Consider the following 15964-nt stretch of genomic DNA (forward strand, 5'->3'; position numbering starts at 1 on the left):
ATCGCTCCCAACTTCGTCTGATGTGAGGCCTCACACTTCACGGCGACGATGTCGCCGTTCGTCTCGATCCGACAGCGCGACGGTCCGTGTTCGCTACTGTCGAGTCGCCCCGACCCTGGAGACCGCTATGGCTCAGACCTTCACCGACATGCCGCTCGAGTTGCTGCGCGAATACCGCCCGGAGCTGCCGGAACCCGAAGGTCTCGACGCCTTCTGGTCCGAGACCCTCGCCGAGGCCCGCGCCGCCGCGCGGCCGGCGACGCTCCTGCCGGTGCCCACGCCGGTGCGGGCCCTGTCGATCCGCGACCTGACCTTCACCGGGTTCGCCGGCGACGAGATCCGCGGGTGGGTCGTCCGCCCGCACGGCGACGAGGCACTGCCGGCGGTCGTGGAGTTCATCGGCTACGGCGGTGGGCGCGGCCTCCCGGGCGACAAGATCGCCTGGGCCGCGGCGGGCTACGTGCACGTGATCATGGACACCCGCGGCCAGGGCTCGGGCTGGAGCATCGGCGACACCCCCGACCCCCACGGCTCCACCGCCGCCTACCCGGGCGTCATGACCCGCGGCATCCACGACCCCCGCGAGTACTACTACCGCCGCCTCTACACCGACGCCGCGCGGCTGTTCGACGTGGTGCGCGAGCTCCCCGGGGTGGATGCGACGCGCATCGCCGTGACCGGCGGAAGTCAGGGCGGCGCGCTCGCGATCGCCGCCGCGGCCCTGTGCCCGGACACCGTCGCGGCCGTGCTGCCGGATGTGCCGTTCCTGTGCGACATCCCGAACGCGATCGTCCGCACCCCCTCGGCGCCGTTCACCGAGGTCACGCGCTGGCTGTCGATCCACCGCGACGACACCGCGGCGGCCCTGCACACCCTGTCGCACATCGACGGCGCCGTCCTCGCGCGGAGGATCACCGCCCCGGCGTTCTTCTCGGTCGCCCTCATGGACGACATCGTGCTGCCGTCGGGGGTGTTCGCCGCCTTCCACGCGCTGTCATCCGAGGACGCGGCGATCGAGGTGTACCCCTACAACGGCCACGAGGGCGGCGGCACGCGCCACTGGGCTCGCCAGGTCGCCTGGCTCGACGCCCGCTTCAGCGTGAGCTGACGCCCCGGGTGGCGCGAGTCGCCCCGGCCGCACAAGTCGCCCCGGGGCTGACGCCCCGGGTGGCGCGAGTCGCCAAAATTTGTCGCCTGACCGCGCTCAGAGGCGACAAATCGTGGCGACTCGCGCACGGAAGGGGCGACGGGTCAGCGCCAGTCGCTCGGCGCCGGGCGCTTGGTCGACGGCAGCGCGGACGCCGCAGCCCACTCATGCACCCACGCCTCGACGTCGGGCACACCCTCGGGACGCCCCACGGCCGCGAACAGCTCGTCGTGCGGGACCGTGCCGCCCGAGCGTCGGAGGATGCGCGCCCGGATGATGGCGCGCGCGTAGATCTCGCCCTTCACGACCGCGCGGTGTTCGAGGTACACGGCGCGGTCGTCGTGGCCGAGCAGTCGCGTCTCGAGGTCGAATCGCTGCCACAGCTCCAGCGACCGACGGAACGTGATGGTCTCCGCCGCGACAACGGCGTACCAGCCGTGCGACGCCATGGCCCCCGCGATCCCGGTGCGGGTGAGCAGATCCCACCGCCCCAGGTCGAACAGCGACAGGTAGCGGCCGTTGTTGAGGTGCCGGAGCAGATCGATGTCGGTGGGAAGCACGCGCAAGCGCATGCGCCCGACCGAGTTCGGGTCGACGGGACCTTCTCGCCGCAGGCGTCGACGCGCACGGAAGAGGACCAGGAGGGTGCGCCACAGGACGTTCACGACGGGCGAGCGTAGCGTTTCGACGACGGTCGGGCCAGATCGGTGTGCATGACCTACAAAGGGCACCGTGCGTCACCGCTTGTACCGCATTCCGACCCCCGATTCCGCCGATTTCCGACTGGCCGGAGCCGCGCGTAGAGTCACGCCATGACTGCGGAAACCCGAGCCGACATCGTCGTCCGTCCGGTGCGTGACGTGGATGCCGAGGCTCTCGGCCGTGTGCACGCGACGTGCTGGCACGAGACGTACGACCACCTGATCAGCAAGGCCGCGCTCGAAGCGGTGTCCCCCAAACGCATGGCCGAGCTGTGGACCCACTGGGCCGCGCAGGGCGAGGACTACCGCATGCACGCGGCGCTCGTCGACGGCGAGATCGTCGGCTTCGTCGGGTCGGGCCCGGCCCGCGACGACGACGCTCCGCGACCGCGGGAGCTGTACTTCATCTACCTGCTCGACCAGTTCCACGGCACCGGTATCGGCCAGCAGCTCTTCGACGCCGCCGTCGAAGAGGGCGAAGGTCTGTACCTGTGGGTGGCGGACGACAACCCCCGCGCGCATCGCTTCTACACGCGCAACGGGTTCACGCTCGACGGGGCGACCCAGGTGCAGCCCTTCCTCGGTGAGGAGCTCACCGAGGTGCGTTTCGTCCGCTGACGTGCTGCAGATCTGGGCGCTGCCCGGCATCGGTGAGATCTCGCCGGGCGCGGACCTGGTCGAGGTGATCCGCACCGCGGTCGACGCCGACTCCCGCGCGGACGCCGACCTGCGCGACGGCGACATCGTCGTGGTCACGAGCAAGATCGTGTCGAAGGCGGAGGGACGCCTCCTGCGCGCCGACGACCGCGAAGACGCCATCACGCGCGAGACGGTGAGGCTCGTGGCATCCCGGACCTCGCCCGCCGGGCACGTCACCCGCATTGTCGAAAACCGCCTCGGGATCGTGTCGGCCGCGGCAGGCGTCGACGCCAGCAACACTCCGGAAGGCACCGTCCTGCTGCTGCCGGAAGACCCCGACGCCTCGGCGCGTGCCCTCGCGGCGGGGCTGCGGCAGGCCACGGGCGCCCGCGTCGGCGTGCTCATCACCGACACGCTCGGCCGCGCGTGGCGCGAGGGCCAGACCGACCATGCGATCGGCGCCGCCGGGGTGCACGTGTTCGAGGATCTGCGCGGTACGACGGATGCCGAAGGCCGGCCGCTCATCGTGACACTGCCGTGCGTGGCCGACGAGATCGCCGCGGCGACCGACCTCGTCAAGGGCAAGGCCGCGCGCCTGCCGGTCGCGGTCGTGCGCGGGCGGGAAGACCTGGTCGGCGACCTCGATCTTCCCGGCGCGCGGTCGATCGTCCGGCCGGCCGAGCGCGACATGTTCCACCTCGGCGCCGACGAGGCCTACGCGGCCGGGTTCGAGGCCGGGCGCGCTGCCGCGGACTGAGACGTCTCGTCCACGGCCCCTCCGGCGCTGCCGCGCGACCGGCGTCTCACCGCACCCCGCGGGCCGCGAGCGCCTCGCCGAGCTGATCGGCGTGCCGCAGCGACAGCACGACGAACGGCACGAGGGCGGCACGCAGCGACGGCCGCACGCCCCGGGCGCGCTGGGCGTCGCGCACCTCGGCGGCGAGCCGCGCGAGCACCGGAACGGTCGTGATGGTCACCGCGAGGAGCACCGCCGCGCGGTCGGCATCCATCCCGATCCTCCGGAGAGGACGCAGGCCCTTCTCGAGAGCGTCGAGCAGGTCGTCGACGCGCGTCGTCAACGGGAGCAGCGCGGCCACCAGCAGGGCAGCCGCGACCCGCGCCGTGTTGGCGAGGGCCGGCTCCGGGCCGAGGAACATCAGCTGCCCGAGCGCCGTGACCGCGAGGACCCACCGCAGCCCCCACATCTCACGGCCCAGCGTGCGCACTCCGACGCCCGGAATGACGTAGGCCGAGAACACCGCGACCGCGCAGACCGCCGCCGTCCACGCCGCGGTCGGCAGCGCCGAAAGACCGATCGCGGCCGCGGCGAGCAGCAGCATCTTCGGCCCCGCGGTCAGGCGATGCAGCACCCCGGTGCCGGGCCGGTAGAGGCTCAGCACACGAGAGCCCTCTCGTAGGCGTCGACCACTTCGGATGCCGCACCCGCGGTACCCACTCCCCCGTCGGCGAACAGCACCGCGGCGTCGCAACGTCGCGCGAGGGCCAGATCGTGGGTGACGAGCACGAGTGCGTGCCCGGTCTCGGCGAGCAGATGGTCGGCGACGCGGCGGGCGTTGCGGGCGTCGAGGTAGGCCGTCGGCTCGTCGGCGACGACCACGTCGGGCTCGCGCACGAACGCACCGCACAGCGCCAGCAGCTGCTTCTGCCCCCCGGACAGGTCGTGCGCGGGGCGCTCGGCCATGCCCGTGAGCCCGAAACGATCCAGGGTGCGCGCTACCCGCTCCGCGCGCTCCGACCGCGACAGGCGCTGGGCGCGCAGCGAGAACCCGACATCGTCGGAGACGACGGGCATCACGATCTGCGCGTCGGGATTGCTGAGCACGAGGGCCACGCGGCGGCGGTGCTCCCCGGCATCCGCGTCCGGATCGAGACCCCCCATCCGCAGGTCGCCCGCGTGCCGTCGGACGAGACCCGCGAGCACACGGGCGAAGGTCGACTTGCCCGACCCGTTGTCTCCCACCACCGCGATGGTGCGCGCGTCGAGATCGAGGCTCACTCCGCGCAGCACGTCTCGCCCGTCGAGCCGCACTCCGAGGTCGCGGCAGTGCAGGATCACGCGGCGACGGGGGCCGGCTCCGACGCGGCCTCCGTGCGCCACGCGCGGCGGAAGCCCCGCGGGTACCCCCGCACGAGCAGCGTGACGACGACCGTCGCGATCGCCGCCTTGAGCAGGTCGCCCGGCAGGAAGATCAGGCTCGTCAGCGCGGTCTCTGCCAGCGGAAGTCGCGTCACCAGGCTCTGCACCGGGATGCCGACCGCGTAGATCGCCACGACGCCCCCGGCGATCATCGCGACCGCCGTGCGCCACCACACGGGACGGCGGTGCCCCGCGTGAACGATAAGCCCGACGACGATCGCGCCGAGGATCCACCCGAGGGCGTACCCCGCGGTGGGTCCGAGGAAGATCGCGAATCCGCCACGTCCGCCGGCCAGCAGCGGCAGGCCTACCGCGACGAGGGTCAGCAGAATCGTCACCGACAGGGCGCCGAGCCAGGGCCCGAGGATCGCGCCGGCGAGCATCACCCCGAGGGTCTGCGCCGTGATGGGCACGCCGCCGAAGACCGGGAAGCTTCCGGGAAGGCCGAGCGCCGCGATGAGCGCGGCGAAGACGGCCACGCGCGCGAAGTCGGTGGCATCCGGGGTGCGAGAGGAAGAGGGCATGTCGGTCCTTACCTGAACAGCGTTCACCTGAACGGCGTTCACTATACTCGGAGCCGTGACCCCTCCCGGACGCGGCCGCGGCCACTCGGCCGACGACGTGGCGCGCGCAGCACTGCGCATCCTCGACGACGACGGCCTCGCCGACCTCACCATGCGCCGCCTCGCGACGCGCCTCGATGTGCAGCCGAGCGCCCTCTACTGGCACTTCCCCAACAAGCAGTCGCTGCTGGCGGAGCTCTCCGACCGGATCGTGGCGCAGGCGGCATCCCTCCTGCGCGGCTCCGGGGTCGCCGCGGAGGCGCGAGCCCTGCGCGACGCGCTCCTGGCCTACCGCGACGGCGCCGAGGTCGTCTCGAGCACGCTCGCGCTGGGCCTCGGCTCGACCGCGGCGCGGGATCGGCTGACAGCCGCCGTTGCGGCCGAGGGCTTCGCCCACGACGTCGCGGCCCGCGCCGCGACCACGCTGCTGCACTTCGTCCTCGGCCACGTGTGGCACGAGCAGCAGCGGCTGCAGTACGACAGCGTCGGCGTGGTCACTCCCGGCGTCGCCCACCCGCCGGAGGCCGACTTCCTGTTCGGCGTCGACCTCATCCACCGCGGCCTGCACGCCACCGCCCCCCGCCCGGCCTAGCCGCCCCTGCCCCCCCTGGCGCCCCCGCCGGGCCGCGGCCTCGGCCGCGGCGAGGGCTGAGCGCACACTTTCGGGGCGACCGTTGCATGAGCGTTCGACCGGATCGTGTGCGCTCGGGGCAGTCACTGACTAATGTCACCCTCGGTCGTGACGTCGCGGCACTGTCGCCGCAGGGCGGTAGCGACTGCGATGGAATCATGTCCGATTCCCGTCACGCCCCCTCCCCGACGCCGTTCTGGCGCCGTCCGTTCCACGTCATCCGCGAGAACCGACGCGCCTACCTCGCCCTGAACGCGGCCGCCTACGGACTGCTCGCCGCCGGGTTCGCCGTGGGGCTGCTGTTTCCCGAACTGCCCGCTGCCCGAGCCGCCACCCTGGAGACCGACGGGACCGGTGAGCTCGTCACGGCGGTCGCCTCGTCTGCGCCGCTCTTCGCGCTCGTGATCCTCGCCGTGAACGTGTTCCGTCTGAGCCTGCTCACCATCGTCCTGCCTTCGCTCATCGTGCCGTTCGCCGGTCTGGCGTTTTTCGCATGGTGGGTCGTGGTGACCGGCATCACTCTCGTCCAGTCCACGCCGGTGGGCTGGGTGGCGCTCATTCCGCACTCCCTCACGGTGCTGATCGAGCTGCAGGCCTATATCCTGCTCCTCCTGGGGAGCTACCTCCTCGGGCGGAGCTGGCTGCAACCGAACCGGGTCGGCGCCCCCACCCGGCGCCGCGGTTACGTGCGGGGGCTGAAGAGCCTCGGGCTGCTGGCTCTCCCCGCCCTCCTGCTTCTCGTCGTCGGGGCCGCGTGGGAGGCGGTGTCGCTGCGGTACCTGGTCCATCCTCTGAGCCAGATCCTGCTCTGATCATGCGGATGCCAAGACGCACCCGCGGAGGCTGGCGCGCCCGCATGGCCGAGCGGCGAGTCCGACCGGGCGACGGCCGTCCCCTCGCCCCGTTCCGCTGGTGGCAGACGCTCAGCCGCTCCCTGTTCCTTCTCACGCTCCCGACATCCGCCACGTCACCGACTCGCTACGCGATCGACGTCCGCACACTCGGCGATCGAGAGGACGGCGAGATCCGGGCGCGACTCTATCGCGACGGCGCGCTGCAGGCGGTGTCGCGTCTCCCCGCCCGATTTCCCGTTCCCGGCGGGCACATCGAGGTCGCCGCACGCGCCTCGGGCCTCCGGCGCTGCCACTTCGTGTCTTCGTCGGGCCAGGAGCGGGCGCTGACGCCTCACCCCCGTTCCGGCGAAGGGCTGCGGGCCAGACTGGACCGCACGCACCCGCGGGTCAGTCGGGCCATCGGTGTGGCCTCGGCCGTGATCGTCACCATCGGCGCCTGCCTGACCGTCCCTCAGGTGATCGAGGCGGTCTCGCGGATCCCCCTCATCGCGGATTCGCTCGGCACCTTCGTCTCCCCGCTCCACCTCCCGCCCGCGATGAATGCCGCCATCACGGTGGCCGTCGTCATCGCGAGCGGAGAGCGCGCTCTGCGTCTGCGATCGTCGTGGCTCGACGAACTGGCCACGTGACAGCGTCGCGGCGCCCGGGATGCCTCCCCAGCAGGCGAGCACCGCACCGGTCACCTCAGCGTTGCTTCACGTCTCCGAACAGGCGCGCGATCGGAATGAGCAGCGACGGGCGCGCCGCGATCCACGCGGCCGCCATCGCCACCAGGGATGCCGCGAACAGCAGGAGTCCGGTCGGATCGGACGCGAACGCGTCGGGGTCGACCGAGCCGCGAGCGGCATACATGTGATTGAGGTTCCGCAGCGCTCCCGTGGCGAGCACGAGGAAGACGTGCACGGCGATGAAGGCGACGAAGAAGACCATGACGGGGAAGTGGATGCGACGCGCCCACTCCGCGGGGAAGAGTCGGTTCAGCCGCTCCGCGTCGCGCGGCCACACGCCCGACAGCCGCACTCCCGTGACGATCGCGAGGGGCGCGGCGACGAAGGTGATCGTGAAGTACGACAGCTGTTGCAGGCTGTTGTAGTTCACCCACCCGTTCTCAGTCGGCCAGTCCAAGGCGGCGTACTGCAGGGCCGCCGAGATCGCGTTCGGGAACACCTCCCACGACGTCGGGACGATGCGCATCCATTGCCCCGTCGCGAAGAGCAGCACGACGAAGAGGATGCCGTTGACCATCCACAGCACGTCGATGGCCTGGTGGAACCACAGCGCGAGACTGATGCGGCGGCGCTTGTTGCCCCGCGGTGACCAGAAGACGTCCGGCCGCTTCTGCCGACGGAACTGCAGCCCCGACCGGATGACGAGCAGCAGGAACAGGCTGTTGAGGAAGTGCTGCCACCCCAGCCACGCGGGAATTCCGACGGGAGCCGCGGCGGGCAGGTCGTACGCCCCGGGGTAGACGGCGAGGAACTCGCGCACGGGTCCGAGTGACACGACGACGCGCGCCATCAGCACGACGAACGTCGCGAGGATGAGAGCCAGCACCCCCAGCAGGAGCAGCGATCCGGCCCACTGGGCGATCGTCAGCTCGCCGATGCGGCGCGGCTCGACGCGCGAAGACCCGCGCTGCGGGGTGCGGGGTGTGGACGCCATCTACTTCTCGGGGCTGGAGCGAGGACCGACCTCTGACGATACCGGGATCGAACGGCCTCTCCCCACGCAGGGCTCGCCCTTGGTCGCCGGAGCGAATGGTGGTAGCGCGGTACCGTGAAGCGGGAGGAGGACGGATGGCCAGACGCCTACCGGTCGACCCGATCGCCGAGGCCCGACGCCAGTGGGTCGCGCACGGCTGGGACGACGCCGCCGACGGCATGACCGTGGTGACGTCGGTGATCCGCGCGCACCAGCTGCTCATGGCATCCATCGATCGCGCGCTGAAACCGCTCGACCTGACGTTCTCGCGGTTCGAGATGCTGCGGCTGCTGGCCTTTACACGTGAGGGACGGATGCCGATGGCCAGCGCCATCGCGCGCCTGCAGGTGCACCCCACGAGTGTCACCAACACCGTCGAACGCCTCGCCCGCGACGGTCTCCTGACGCGAGAAGCGCATCCGACGGACGGCCGCGCGGCCCTGCTCGTCTTGACGGATGCCGGTCGCTCGCGCGTCGATGACGCCACCGACGCGTTGAACGTCGTCTTCCGCGACCCGGGGCTCGCGCCCGCGGACGCCACCGAGCTGGTGCGGATCATCGCGCGGTTCCGCAAGGCGGCCGGCGATTTCGCCGACCCGTCGCCGACTCCCGACCCCCTGTGACGCGCACGACCCGCGTACCGGTGTCTCCGGCAGCGCGCGGTCGCCGACGCCGCACCCTCGGGTCGACGCGCCGCCGACTCAGCGGTGCATGAAGTTCGGGGCCCGCTTCTCGCGGAACGCCGCCATGCCCTCTTTCTGATCGGCGGTGTCGAACAGCGCCGCGAACGCCTGACGCTCGAACCGCACCCCTTCGGCCAGCGTCGACTCGAGCGCGACATCGAGCGCCGCCTTTGCCGCGTAGAGCGCCGGCAGGGGCTTCTCGGCGATCGTGCGCGCGACCGACTCCGCCTCCTCCCGCAGTTCGGCGGCGGGGACGATCCGCGAGACGAGCCCGGCGCGCTCGGCCTCGGCCGCATCGATCATGCGCCCGGTCAGCACCATCTCGGCGGCCTTGTAATACCCGAGCGCCCGCACGAGCCGCTGCGTCCCGCCCATGCCGGGGATGACGCCCAGCTGGATCTCGGGCTGACCGAACTTCGCCTGATCGGAGGCCAGGATGATGTCGCACATCAACGCCAGCTCGCACCCGCCGCCCAGGGCGTATCCCGAGACGGCCGCGATGACGGGCGTGCGCACCGCGGCGAAGCGACTCCACGCGCCGAAGTGGTCGGTGAGCGTCATGTCGAGCCCCGACTTGCCCTCCATCTCTTTGATGTCGGCGCCCGCGGCGAACGCCTTCTCCGACCCGGTGACGACGATCGCGCCGACGTCGGGCGCGTCGTCGAACGCCGTCGCCGCCGCGACCACCTCGACCATCGAGCGGGTGTTCAAGGCGTTGAGCGCTTCGGGCCGGTCGAGGGTGATCCACCCCACCCGTCCGCGCTGCTCGACCCGGATCGTCTCGTACTCGCCGGCGTGATCGGTCATGCCGCTCCCCTCGTGTCGTCCTGCTGGCATCGTCGCACGCGTCCCCGACATCGCGGAGGGGGTTCCGCTCACGCCGCGAGGACACTCCGCCCAACGATGAGCCGCATGATCTCGTTCGTCCCCTCGAGGATCTGGTGCACGCGCAGATCGCGCACGACCTTCTCGATCCCGTAGTCCTGCAGGTACCCGTAGCCCCCGTGCAGTTGCATCGCCTCGTTCGCGACCCGGAACCCGACATCGGTGGCGAACCTCTTGGCCATGGCGCAGCGGGTCGGCGCGTCGGGCGCCTTGGCATCCAGATGTTCCGCCGCGGCGTGCACGAGCAGCCGCGCCGCCTCCAGCTCGGTGGCCATGTCGGCGACGGAGAAGACGACCGACTGCTTCTCGGCGAGCGGCTCGCCGAACGTGAACCGCTCGTGCACGTAGGCGACCGCACGCTCCATCGCCCAGCGCGCGCCGCCGAGAGAGCACGCCGCGATGTTGAGGCGGCCGCCGTTGAGCGCCGCCATCGCGATCCCGAATCCGCGTCCCTCACCGCCGAGCAGGTTCTCGGCGGGAACGCGGACCTCGTCGAACACGACCTGCCGCGTCGGCTGGGCGTTCCAGCCCATCTTCTTCTCGCTGGGACCGAACGACAGCCCCGGGGCGTCGGCGGGAACGAGGAACGCGCTGATACCGCGCGCGCCCGGCTCGCCGGTGCGCGCCATGACGACGTAGACGGATGCCTCGCCGGCACCCGAGATGAACTGCTTCACGCCCGTGAGCACGAACGTGTCGCCGTGGGGAATGGCCGAGGTCGTGATCGCCGCGGCATCCGACCCCGCCCCCGGTTCGGTGAGGCAGTACGCGCCGAGATGCTCCATCGAGACCAGGCCCGGAAGCCACCGCTCGCGTTGTGCGTCGTCGCCATAGGCGTCGATCATCCAGGCGACCATGTTGTGGATCGTGAGGTAAGCGGTGACCGTCGGGTCGCCCGCGGCGAGCTCTTCGAAGATCTCCACCGCGAAACGACGCGGAAAGCCCGCACCCCCGGACTCTTCGCGCACGCAGACGCCGCCGAGTCCCAGCTCGCCGGCGCGGCGCAGAACGTCGCGGGGGAAGTGCTTCGCGGCATCCCATTCCAGGGCGTGGGGGGTCAGCTCGGTCGCGGCGAACTCGCGGACGGCGTCGAGGATGGCGGCGCGGTCGTCAGCGGTCAGGGCGTCGAGCGCGGGGGCGGGGGTGGTGTCCATGCGGCTCTCCTTCGTCGGCGACAGCATCGTCGCGAGAGCGATTTTAGATGGACGTCCAAGTAATTGCGAGGATGACAAAAGATCAGGCGGCGGCGACCCCGAACAGCGCTCCGACCGCGTACGTCGCTCCCAGCGCGAGTGCGCCGCCCATGACGGTGCGCAGGATCGCCCGGCCCCGCCGTGCGCCGCCGATCCATGCGGCCAGGTACCCCGTGATCGCCAGCGCCACGAGCACCGCGACGAACGTCAGCGGGACACGCACCGCGACCGGAGCGAGCAGGATCGTCAGCATCGGCAGGATCGCCCCGACGGTGAACGCCACGGCCGAGGCGAGCGCGGCAGCCCACGGGCTCACCACGTCTTCGGCGTCGATGTTGAGCTCGACGGCGAGGTGCGCCTTCAGCGCATCGGATGCCGTGAGCTCGGTCGCGACGCGTGTCGCGGTGTCACGGCTGAGCCCCTGCGCCTCGTACAGCCCGACGAGCTCGGCGAATTCGGCCTCGGGGTCCTCCGCCAGCTCGCGGCGTTCCTTCTGGATGAGCGCGTGCTCACTGTCGCGCTGACTCGACACCGAGACGTACTCACCGAGTGCCATCGAGATCGCCCCACCGACCAGGGCGGCGAGCCCCGCGACCAGCACGGGCCCGACCTGGTTCGTCGCACCCGCGACGCCGACGACGACCGCGGCCGTCGACACGATGCCGTCGTTCGCGCCGAGAACGCCCGCCCGCAGCCAGTTCAGGCGCTGCGCGAGCCCTTGGCGGTGGGGTTCATCGGGATGGGTTCCCGCCGGCGAGTTGGTCACGCGGCCAGGCTAGTCCTGTCTCACCCACCGGCCGCCCGCGGTGAAGGACGAGGTGACTTCGCGCACGCACCGCCCCGTCCCTTCCCGTCGTGTTCACCCCGCCGTCACCGCCGCTGGGCACAGTGAGAGAGATCGACGCCTCCGTCGATCGTGTCATCCCACCCGACACCCCGAGGACATCCATGCCTTCGACGTTCCTTCGCCGCGCCGTCGCGTTCACCGCGACCACCGCGGCGGTGTGCGCGCTCGCTCTCACGAGCGCAACGGCGGCTTCGGCCGCCATCGTCCCCGCCCCCGTCTCGAACAGCGCCCCCGGCGCGGCGATCGGCCTGACGCCGGTCGGCTCGTACGACACCGGCGTCTACAAGGAGTCGGCCGCCGAGATCGTGCAGGCCTACCGCGACCGCCTCTTCGTCGTGAACGCGCAGGCCGGCACCGTGACGGTGCTCGACAACAGCGATCCGACGAAGCCGGTGAAGCTCTTCGACGTCGCCTCGAACGGTGTCGCCAACTCCGTCGCCGTCCGCGACGACGGCCTGGGCGTCATCGCCTTCGAAGCCGACGACAAGACCGCCGCGGGCCACCTCGTCTTCTTCGACGCGAACAAGGACGACGCGGCATCCGCGGTGCTCGGCGAAGTCGCCGTCGGCGCCCTCCCCGACATGGTGACGTTCTCGAAGGACGGCGCGTACGCCGTCGTGGCCAACGAGGGCGAACCCGCCGACGACTTCTCCACCGACCCCGAAGGATCGGTGAGCGTCGTCGCCGTGGCATCCACCCTCACCGCTCCCGCGCAGAGCGCGGTGAAGACCGCGGGCTTCCGCGCGTTCGAGCCCGGTGGCACCAAGACGCTCGACCCCAAGGTCCGCGTGTTCGGTCCCGACGTCGCCGCACCCGACCAGGGCTCCACGCCGCTGTCGGCGAACCGCGTCTCGCGCAACCTCGAGCCCGAGTACATCACCGTCGACGGCACCGTGGCCTACGTCACCCTGCAGGAGGCCAACGCCGTCGCAACGGTCGACCTCGCCAAGGCCGAGGTGACCGGCATCCTGCCCCTGGGCTACAAGGACTGGGGTGCGAGCGCGCTCGACACCAGCGACAAGGACGGCGGGATCGACATCCGCGCGGTCTCGGGCCTGAAGGGCCTGTACATGCCCGACGGGATCGCGTCGTACTCGGCGAACGTCGACGGCAAGGCCGGGACCTACCTCGTCACCGCGAACGAGGGCGACGGACGCGAGTGGGGCGACTTCATCGACGAGGCCCGCATCAAGGACCTCGGCAAGAAGGACCTCGCGGCCATCTGCGAGACCTCGCCGCTCGCCGGCCGTTCCGCGGATGCCGACCTCGGACGCCTCAAGGTCGTCACCGACCTCGGCAAGACCGCCGACGGCTGCTACAGCGAGCTCTACGCGTACGGCGGCCGCTCGTTCTCGATCTGGGACACCAAGGGCACGCTCGTCTTCGACTCCGGCGACGACTTCGAGCAGAAGCTCAAGGAGGTCGCGCCCGAGCTGTTCAACGTGTCGAACGACAACAACACCGTCGACGACCGCAGCGACGACAAGGGTCCCGAGCCCGAGAACGTTGCAATCGGCGTCGTCGACGGCCGCACGTACGCCTTCATCGGCCTCGAGCGGGCGGGCGGCGTGATGGTCTACGACATCACCGACCCCAAGAACGCCACGTACGTCACGTACGTCAACAACCGTGACGCCTCCGCCGATGTGAAGACGGCCGCCGCGGGCGACCTCGGTCCCGAGGGCATCACCTTCGTCTCGGCGCTGCGTTCTCCCACCGGCATCCCGCTGCTCATCACCGGCAACGAGGTGTCCGGGTCGACCACCGTTTTCGAGGTGCGCCCGACGCAGCCGAAGACCCCCGACCTGCAGATCCTGACGATCAACGACTTCCACGGTCGTCTGCTTCAGGAGAGCGGTGGCGTCGCGGGCGCCGGTGTTCTCGCCGGCGCGGTCGAGAAGTACCGGCAGCAGAACCCGAACACGCTGTTCGTCTCGGCCGGTGACAACATCGGCGCGAGCGCGTTCGAGTCGTTCATCGACCAGGACACCCCGACCATCAAGGCGCTCAAGGCCGCGACCCTCGACATCAGCGCGGTCGGCAACCACGAGTTCGACCGCGGCTTCGCCGACCTGACCGACCGGGTCATCCCGGCGTACGGCGGCAACACGGGTGACTTCAGCGACTTCGCGCTCGGCGCCAACGTGTACGAGAAGGGCACGAAGACGCCCGCCCTCAAGCCGTACACGATCAAGGAGGTCGACGGCACCAAGGTCGCCTTCGTCGGCACCGTGACCCGGCAGACCGCCGGCATGGTCGACCCGTCGAAGATCGCCGAGATCGAGTTCGGCGACCTCGTCGAAGCGGCCAACCGCGAGGCGAAGAACGCTCGCGAAGCGGGCGCCGACATCGTGATCGTCCTCGCCCACGAAGGCTCCGAGGGCACCGACTGCACGAAGATCGCCACCGAGTCCGGCGACTTCGGCGATATGGTCCGCGGCGCATCGAGCGACGTGGATGCCATCGTCTCGGCGCACACGCACCAGAAGTACGCGTGCGAGATCGGCGGACGTTCCGTCATCCAGGCGGGTCAGTACGGCACGAACCTTGGCACGCTCGACATCGACCTCGACGACGCCGGCGAGCTCGTCTCGATCACGCCGGGGGTGCGGTCGCTGTACGACTCCACCGTCTCGCAGTGGGTCGCGTACCCGCAGACGCAGGTCGCGAAGATCGTGGCGGATGCCAAGGCCACCGCCGACGTGAAGGGCCAGGTCGAGGTGGGCCGGATCACCGGCGACATCACCCGGGCGAAGAACAACACCGGCGGAGAGGACCGCGGCGCCTACTCGACCCTCGGCAACACCGTCGCCGACGTGTACCTGTGGGCCACGAGCGAGAACCCCTCGTTCAACGGTCAGGACGCGCAGATCTCGTTCATGAACCCCGGCGGCCTTCGCGCCGACCTGCTGTACGGCACCGACAACGGCTCGGTCTCGTACCGCGAGGCGGCGAACGTGCAGCCCTTCGGCAACACGCTCGTGACCCTCTCGCTCACGGGTGCGCAGCTGAAGTCGGTGCTCGAGCAGCAGTGGCAGCCGCAGGGCGCCTCGCGTCCCGTGCTCGCGCTGGGCGTGTCGAAGGGATTCGCGTTCGAGTACGACCCCAACGCCGCAGCGGGTTCGCGCATCCTCGCGATGTCGCTCAACGGCACGCCGATCGACCTGACGAAGTCGTACCGCGTGGTCACGAACTCGTTCCTCGCGGCGGGGGGCGACAACTTCACCACCTTCGCGCAGGGGACGGGCAAGGCCGACTCGGGTCAGATCGACCTGCAGGCCACGGTGGACTACTTCACCGCCAAGGGCACGGTCGCACCGTCGCCCCTGGGTCGCGCGTACCTGAAGGGGGCGCAGCCGGTCGACGAGGGCACCACGCCCACGCCCACGCCGACGCCGACCCCGACTCCGACCCCCACCCCGACCCCGACCACTCAGCCGACGACCTCGCCCGCCGCGGTGAGCGTCACGGCGAGCGCGACGCGCGTCGAGCAGGGCGGGTCGTTCACCGTCACGGTCGCGGGCCTGAACGCCGGCGAGCAGCTGACCGCGACGCTGAACAGCACGCCGACCGCGATCACCGGCATCCCGGCCGCTGACGCGAACGGATCGGTCACGTTCCGCGTGAACGTCCCCGTGGCGCTCGAGCCGGGGACGCACACGGTGGTCATCACGCGCGCCGACGGCACGGTGCTGAGCCCGCTCGCGATCGAGGTGTTCCGCAAGGGCACCCTCGCCGCGACCGGCGCCCAGGCTCCGTGGGGCGTCGCGCTGGCGGGTGGATTCCTGCTGGTCGCCGGCGGTCTGACCTTCGCCCTGCGTCGTCGCCGCACGGCCTGACCCCGGCGCGGCAACGGCCCTCACCCCTCCGGGGTGGGGGCCGTTCCCGTTCGCGGCGGCGCCGCGCCTGCGCGCGCGAGTCGCCAGGGTTTGTCGCCCGGGCGGGGCCCGAGGCGACAAATC

At 71.0% G+C, this 15964-nt stretch carries 16 protein-coding genes; 8 read left to right on the top strand and 8 right to left on the bottom strand.

Annotated features, from left to right (window positions below):
- Window positions 1-127: 127 nt before the first annotated feature.
- Complete coding sequence (locus tag P5G46_RS07365; RefSeq protein WP_408905359.1) at window positions 128-1108, top strand: acetylxylan esterase; 981 nt, start codon at window positions 128-130, stop codon at window positions 1106-1108.
- Window positions 1109-1251: 143 nt separating this feature from the next.
- Here the strand turns inward: P5G46_RS07365 and P5G46_RS07370 are convergent, their stop codons facing one another.
- Window positions 1252-1812 carry an acyl-CoA thioesterase gene (locus P5G46_RS07370; RefSeq protein WP_408905360.1) on the bottom strand — a complete coding sequence of 187 codons (561 nt, stop codon included), beginning with the start codon at window positions 1810-1812 and terminating at the stop codon, window positions 1252-1254.
- A gap of 147 nt (window positions 1813-1959) precedes the next feature.
- Between P5G46_RS07370 and P5G46_RS07375 the strand changes: the two genes are divergently transcribed.
- Both P5G46_RS07375 and cofE read left to right on the top strand, forming a co-directional pair.
- Complete coding sequence (locus P5G46_RS07375) at window positions 1960-2466, top strand: GNAT family N-acetyltransferase (protein WP_239276903.1); 507 nt, start codon at window positions 1960-1962, stop codon at window positions 2464-2466.
- 1 nt (window position 2467) lies between these two features.
- The gene (gene cofE / locus P5G46_RS07380) at window positions 2468-3244 is read left to right on the top strand and encodes a coenzyme F420-0:L-glutamate ligase (protein WP_408905361.1); all 777 of its coding nucleotides are present in this window, start codon (window positions 2468-2470) and stop codon (window positions 3242-3244) included.
- 46 nt (window positions 3245-3290) lie between these two features.
- On the opposite strand, the gene P5G46_RS07385 is transcribed toward cofE, so the two are convergent.
- Genes P5G46_RS07385 through P5G46_RS07395 form a run of 3 tightly spaced genes read right to left on the bottom strand, consistent with a single transcriptional unit; the run spans window position 3291 to window position 5169 of the window.
- Window positions 3291-3887 (bottom strand): CbiQ family ECF transporter T component, encoded by a 597-nt coding sequence (locus P5G46_RS07385; protein ID WP_408905362.1) that lies wholly within the window; start codon window positions 3885-3887, stop codon window positions 3291-3293.
- Entirely contained in the window at window positions 3881-4564 is a 684-nt protein-coding gene (locus tag P5G46_RS07390; RefSeq protein ID WP_408905363.1) for an energy-coupling factor ABC transporter ATP-binding protein, read from the bottom strand. Before P5G46_RS07390 ends, P5G46_RS07385 begins: the two co-directional genes overlap by 7 nt.
- On the bottom strand, window positions 4561-5169 hold the full coding sequence (locus P5G46_RS07395; protein WP_239276907.1) for a biotin transporter BioY: 609 nt from the start codon (window positions 5167-5169) through the stop codon (window positions 4561-4563). Before P5G46_RS07395 ends, P5G46_RS07390 begins: the two co-directional genes overlap by 4 nt.
- A gap of 55 nt (window positions 5170-5224) precedes the next feature.
- Here P5G46_RS07395 and P5G46_RS07400 point away from each other — a divergent pair, with 55 nt between their 5' ends.
- The 3 genes from P5G46_RS07400 (at window position 5225) to P5G46_RS07410 (ending at window position 7322) form a co-directional block, all read left to right on the top strand.
- Complete coding sequence (locus P5G46_RS07400) at window positions 5225-5800, top strand: TetR family transcriptional regulator (RefSeq protein WP_408905364.1); 576 nt, start codon at window positions 5225-5227, stop codon at window positions 5798-5800.
- Window positions 5801-5997: 197 nt separating this feature from the next.
- A complete protein-coding gene (locus tag P5G46_RS07405) occupies window positions 5998-6651 on the top strand; it encodes a hypothetical protein (RefSeq protein ID WP_408905365.1) in 654 nt (217 codons plus the stop codon).
- Between the two features lie 8 nt (window positions 6652-6659).
- Window positions 6660-7322 (top strand): hypothetical protein, encoded by a 663-nt coding sequence (locus P5G46_RS07410; protein ID WP_375095128.1) that lies wholly within the window; start codon window positions 6660-6662, stop codon window positions 7320-7322.
- 55 nt (window positions 7323-7377) lie between these two features.
- Here the strand turns inward: P5G46_RS07410 and P5G46_RS07415 are convergent, their stop codons facing one another.
- Entirely contained in the window at window positions 7378-8355 is a 978-nt protein-coding gene (locus P5G46_RS07415; protein ID WP_408905366.1) for a cytochrome b/b6 domain-containing protein, read from the bottom strand.
- Between the two features lie 134 nt (window positions 8356-8489).
- Between P5G46_RS07415 and P5G46_RS07420 the strand changes: the two genes are divergently transcribed.
- Window positions 8490-9017, top strand: a complete 528-nt coding sequence (locus P5G46_RS07420; protein WP_239276912.1) for a MarR family winged helix-turn-helix transcriptional regulator — start codon at window positions 8490-8492, stop codon at window positions 9015-9017.
- A 78-nt stretch (window positions 9018-9095) separates the two neighbouring features.
- Here P5G46_RS07420 and P5G46_RS07425 read toward each other — a convergent pair whose 3' ends face one another.
- The 3 genes from P5G46_RS07425 to P5G46_RS07435 all read right to left on the bottom strand — a co-directional run bounded on the left by P5G46_RS07425 (window position 9096) and on the right by P5G46_RS07435 (window position 11921).
- Entirely contained in the window at window positions 9096-9884 is a 789-nt protein-coding gene (locus tag P5G46_RS07425; protein ID WP_408905367.1) for an enoyl-CoA hydratase-related protein, read from the bottom strand.
- A 68-nt stretch (window positions 9885-9952) separates the two neighbouring features.
- Window positions 9953-11116, bottom strand: coding sequence for an acyl-CoA dehydrogenase family protein (locus P5G46_RS07430; RefSeq protein WP_239276914.1), 1164 nt, complete (start codon window positions 11114-11116; stop codon window positions 9953-9955).
- A gap of 82 nt (window positions 11117-11198) precedes the next feature.
- The gene (locus P5G46_RS07435) at window positions 11199-11921 is read right to left on the bottom strand and encodes a VIT1/CCC1 transporter family protein (protein WP_375095125.1); all 723 of its coding nucleotides are present in this window, start codon (window positions 11919-11921) and stop codon (window positions 11199-11201) included.
- Between the two features lie 182 nt (window positions 11922-12103).
- On the opposite strand from P5G46_RS07435, the gene P5G46_RS07440 reads away from it, so the two are divergent.
- Entirely contained in the window at window positions 12104-15841 is a 3738-nt protein-coding gene (locus P5G46_RS07440) for a choice-of-anchor I family protein (protein WP_408905368.1), read from the top strand.
- Window positions 15842-15964 lie beyond the last annotated feature (123 nt).

It is taken from the genome of Microbacterium mcarthurae (assembly GCF_046064585.1).
Lineage (GTDB): Bacteria > Actinomycetota > Actinomycetes > Actinomycetales > Microbacteriaceae > Microbacterium > Microbacterium mcarthurae.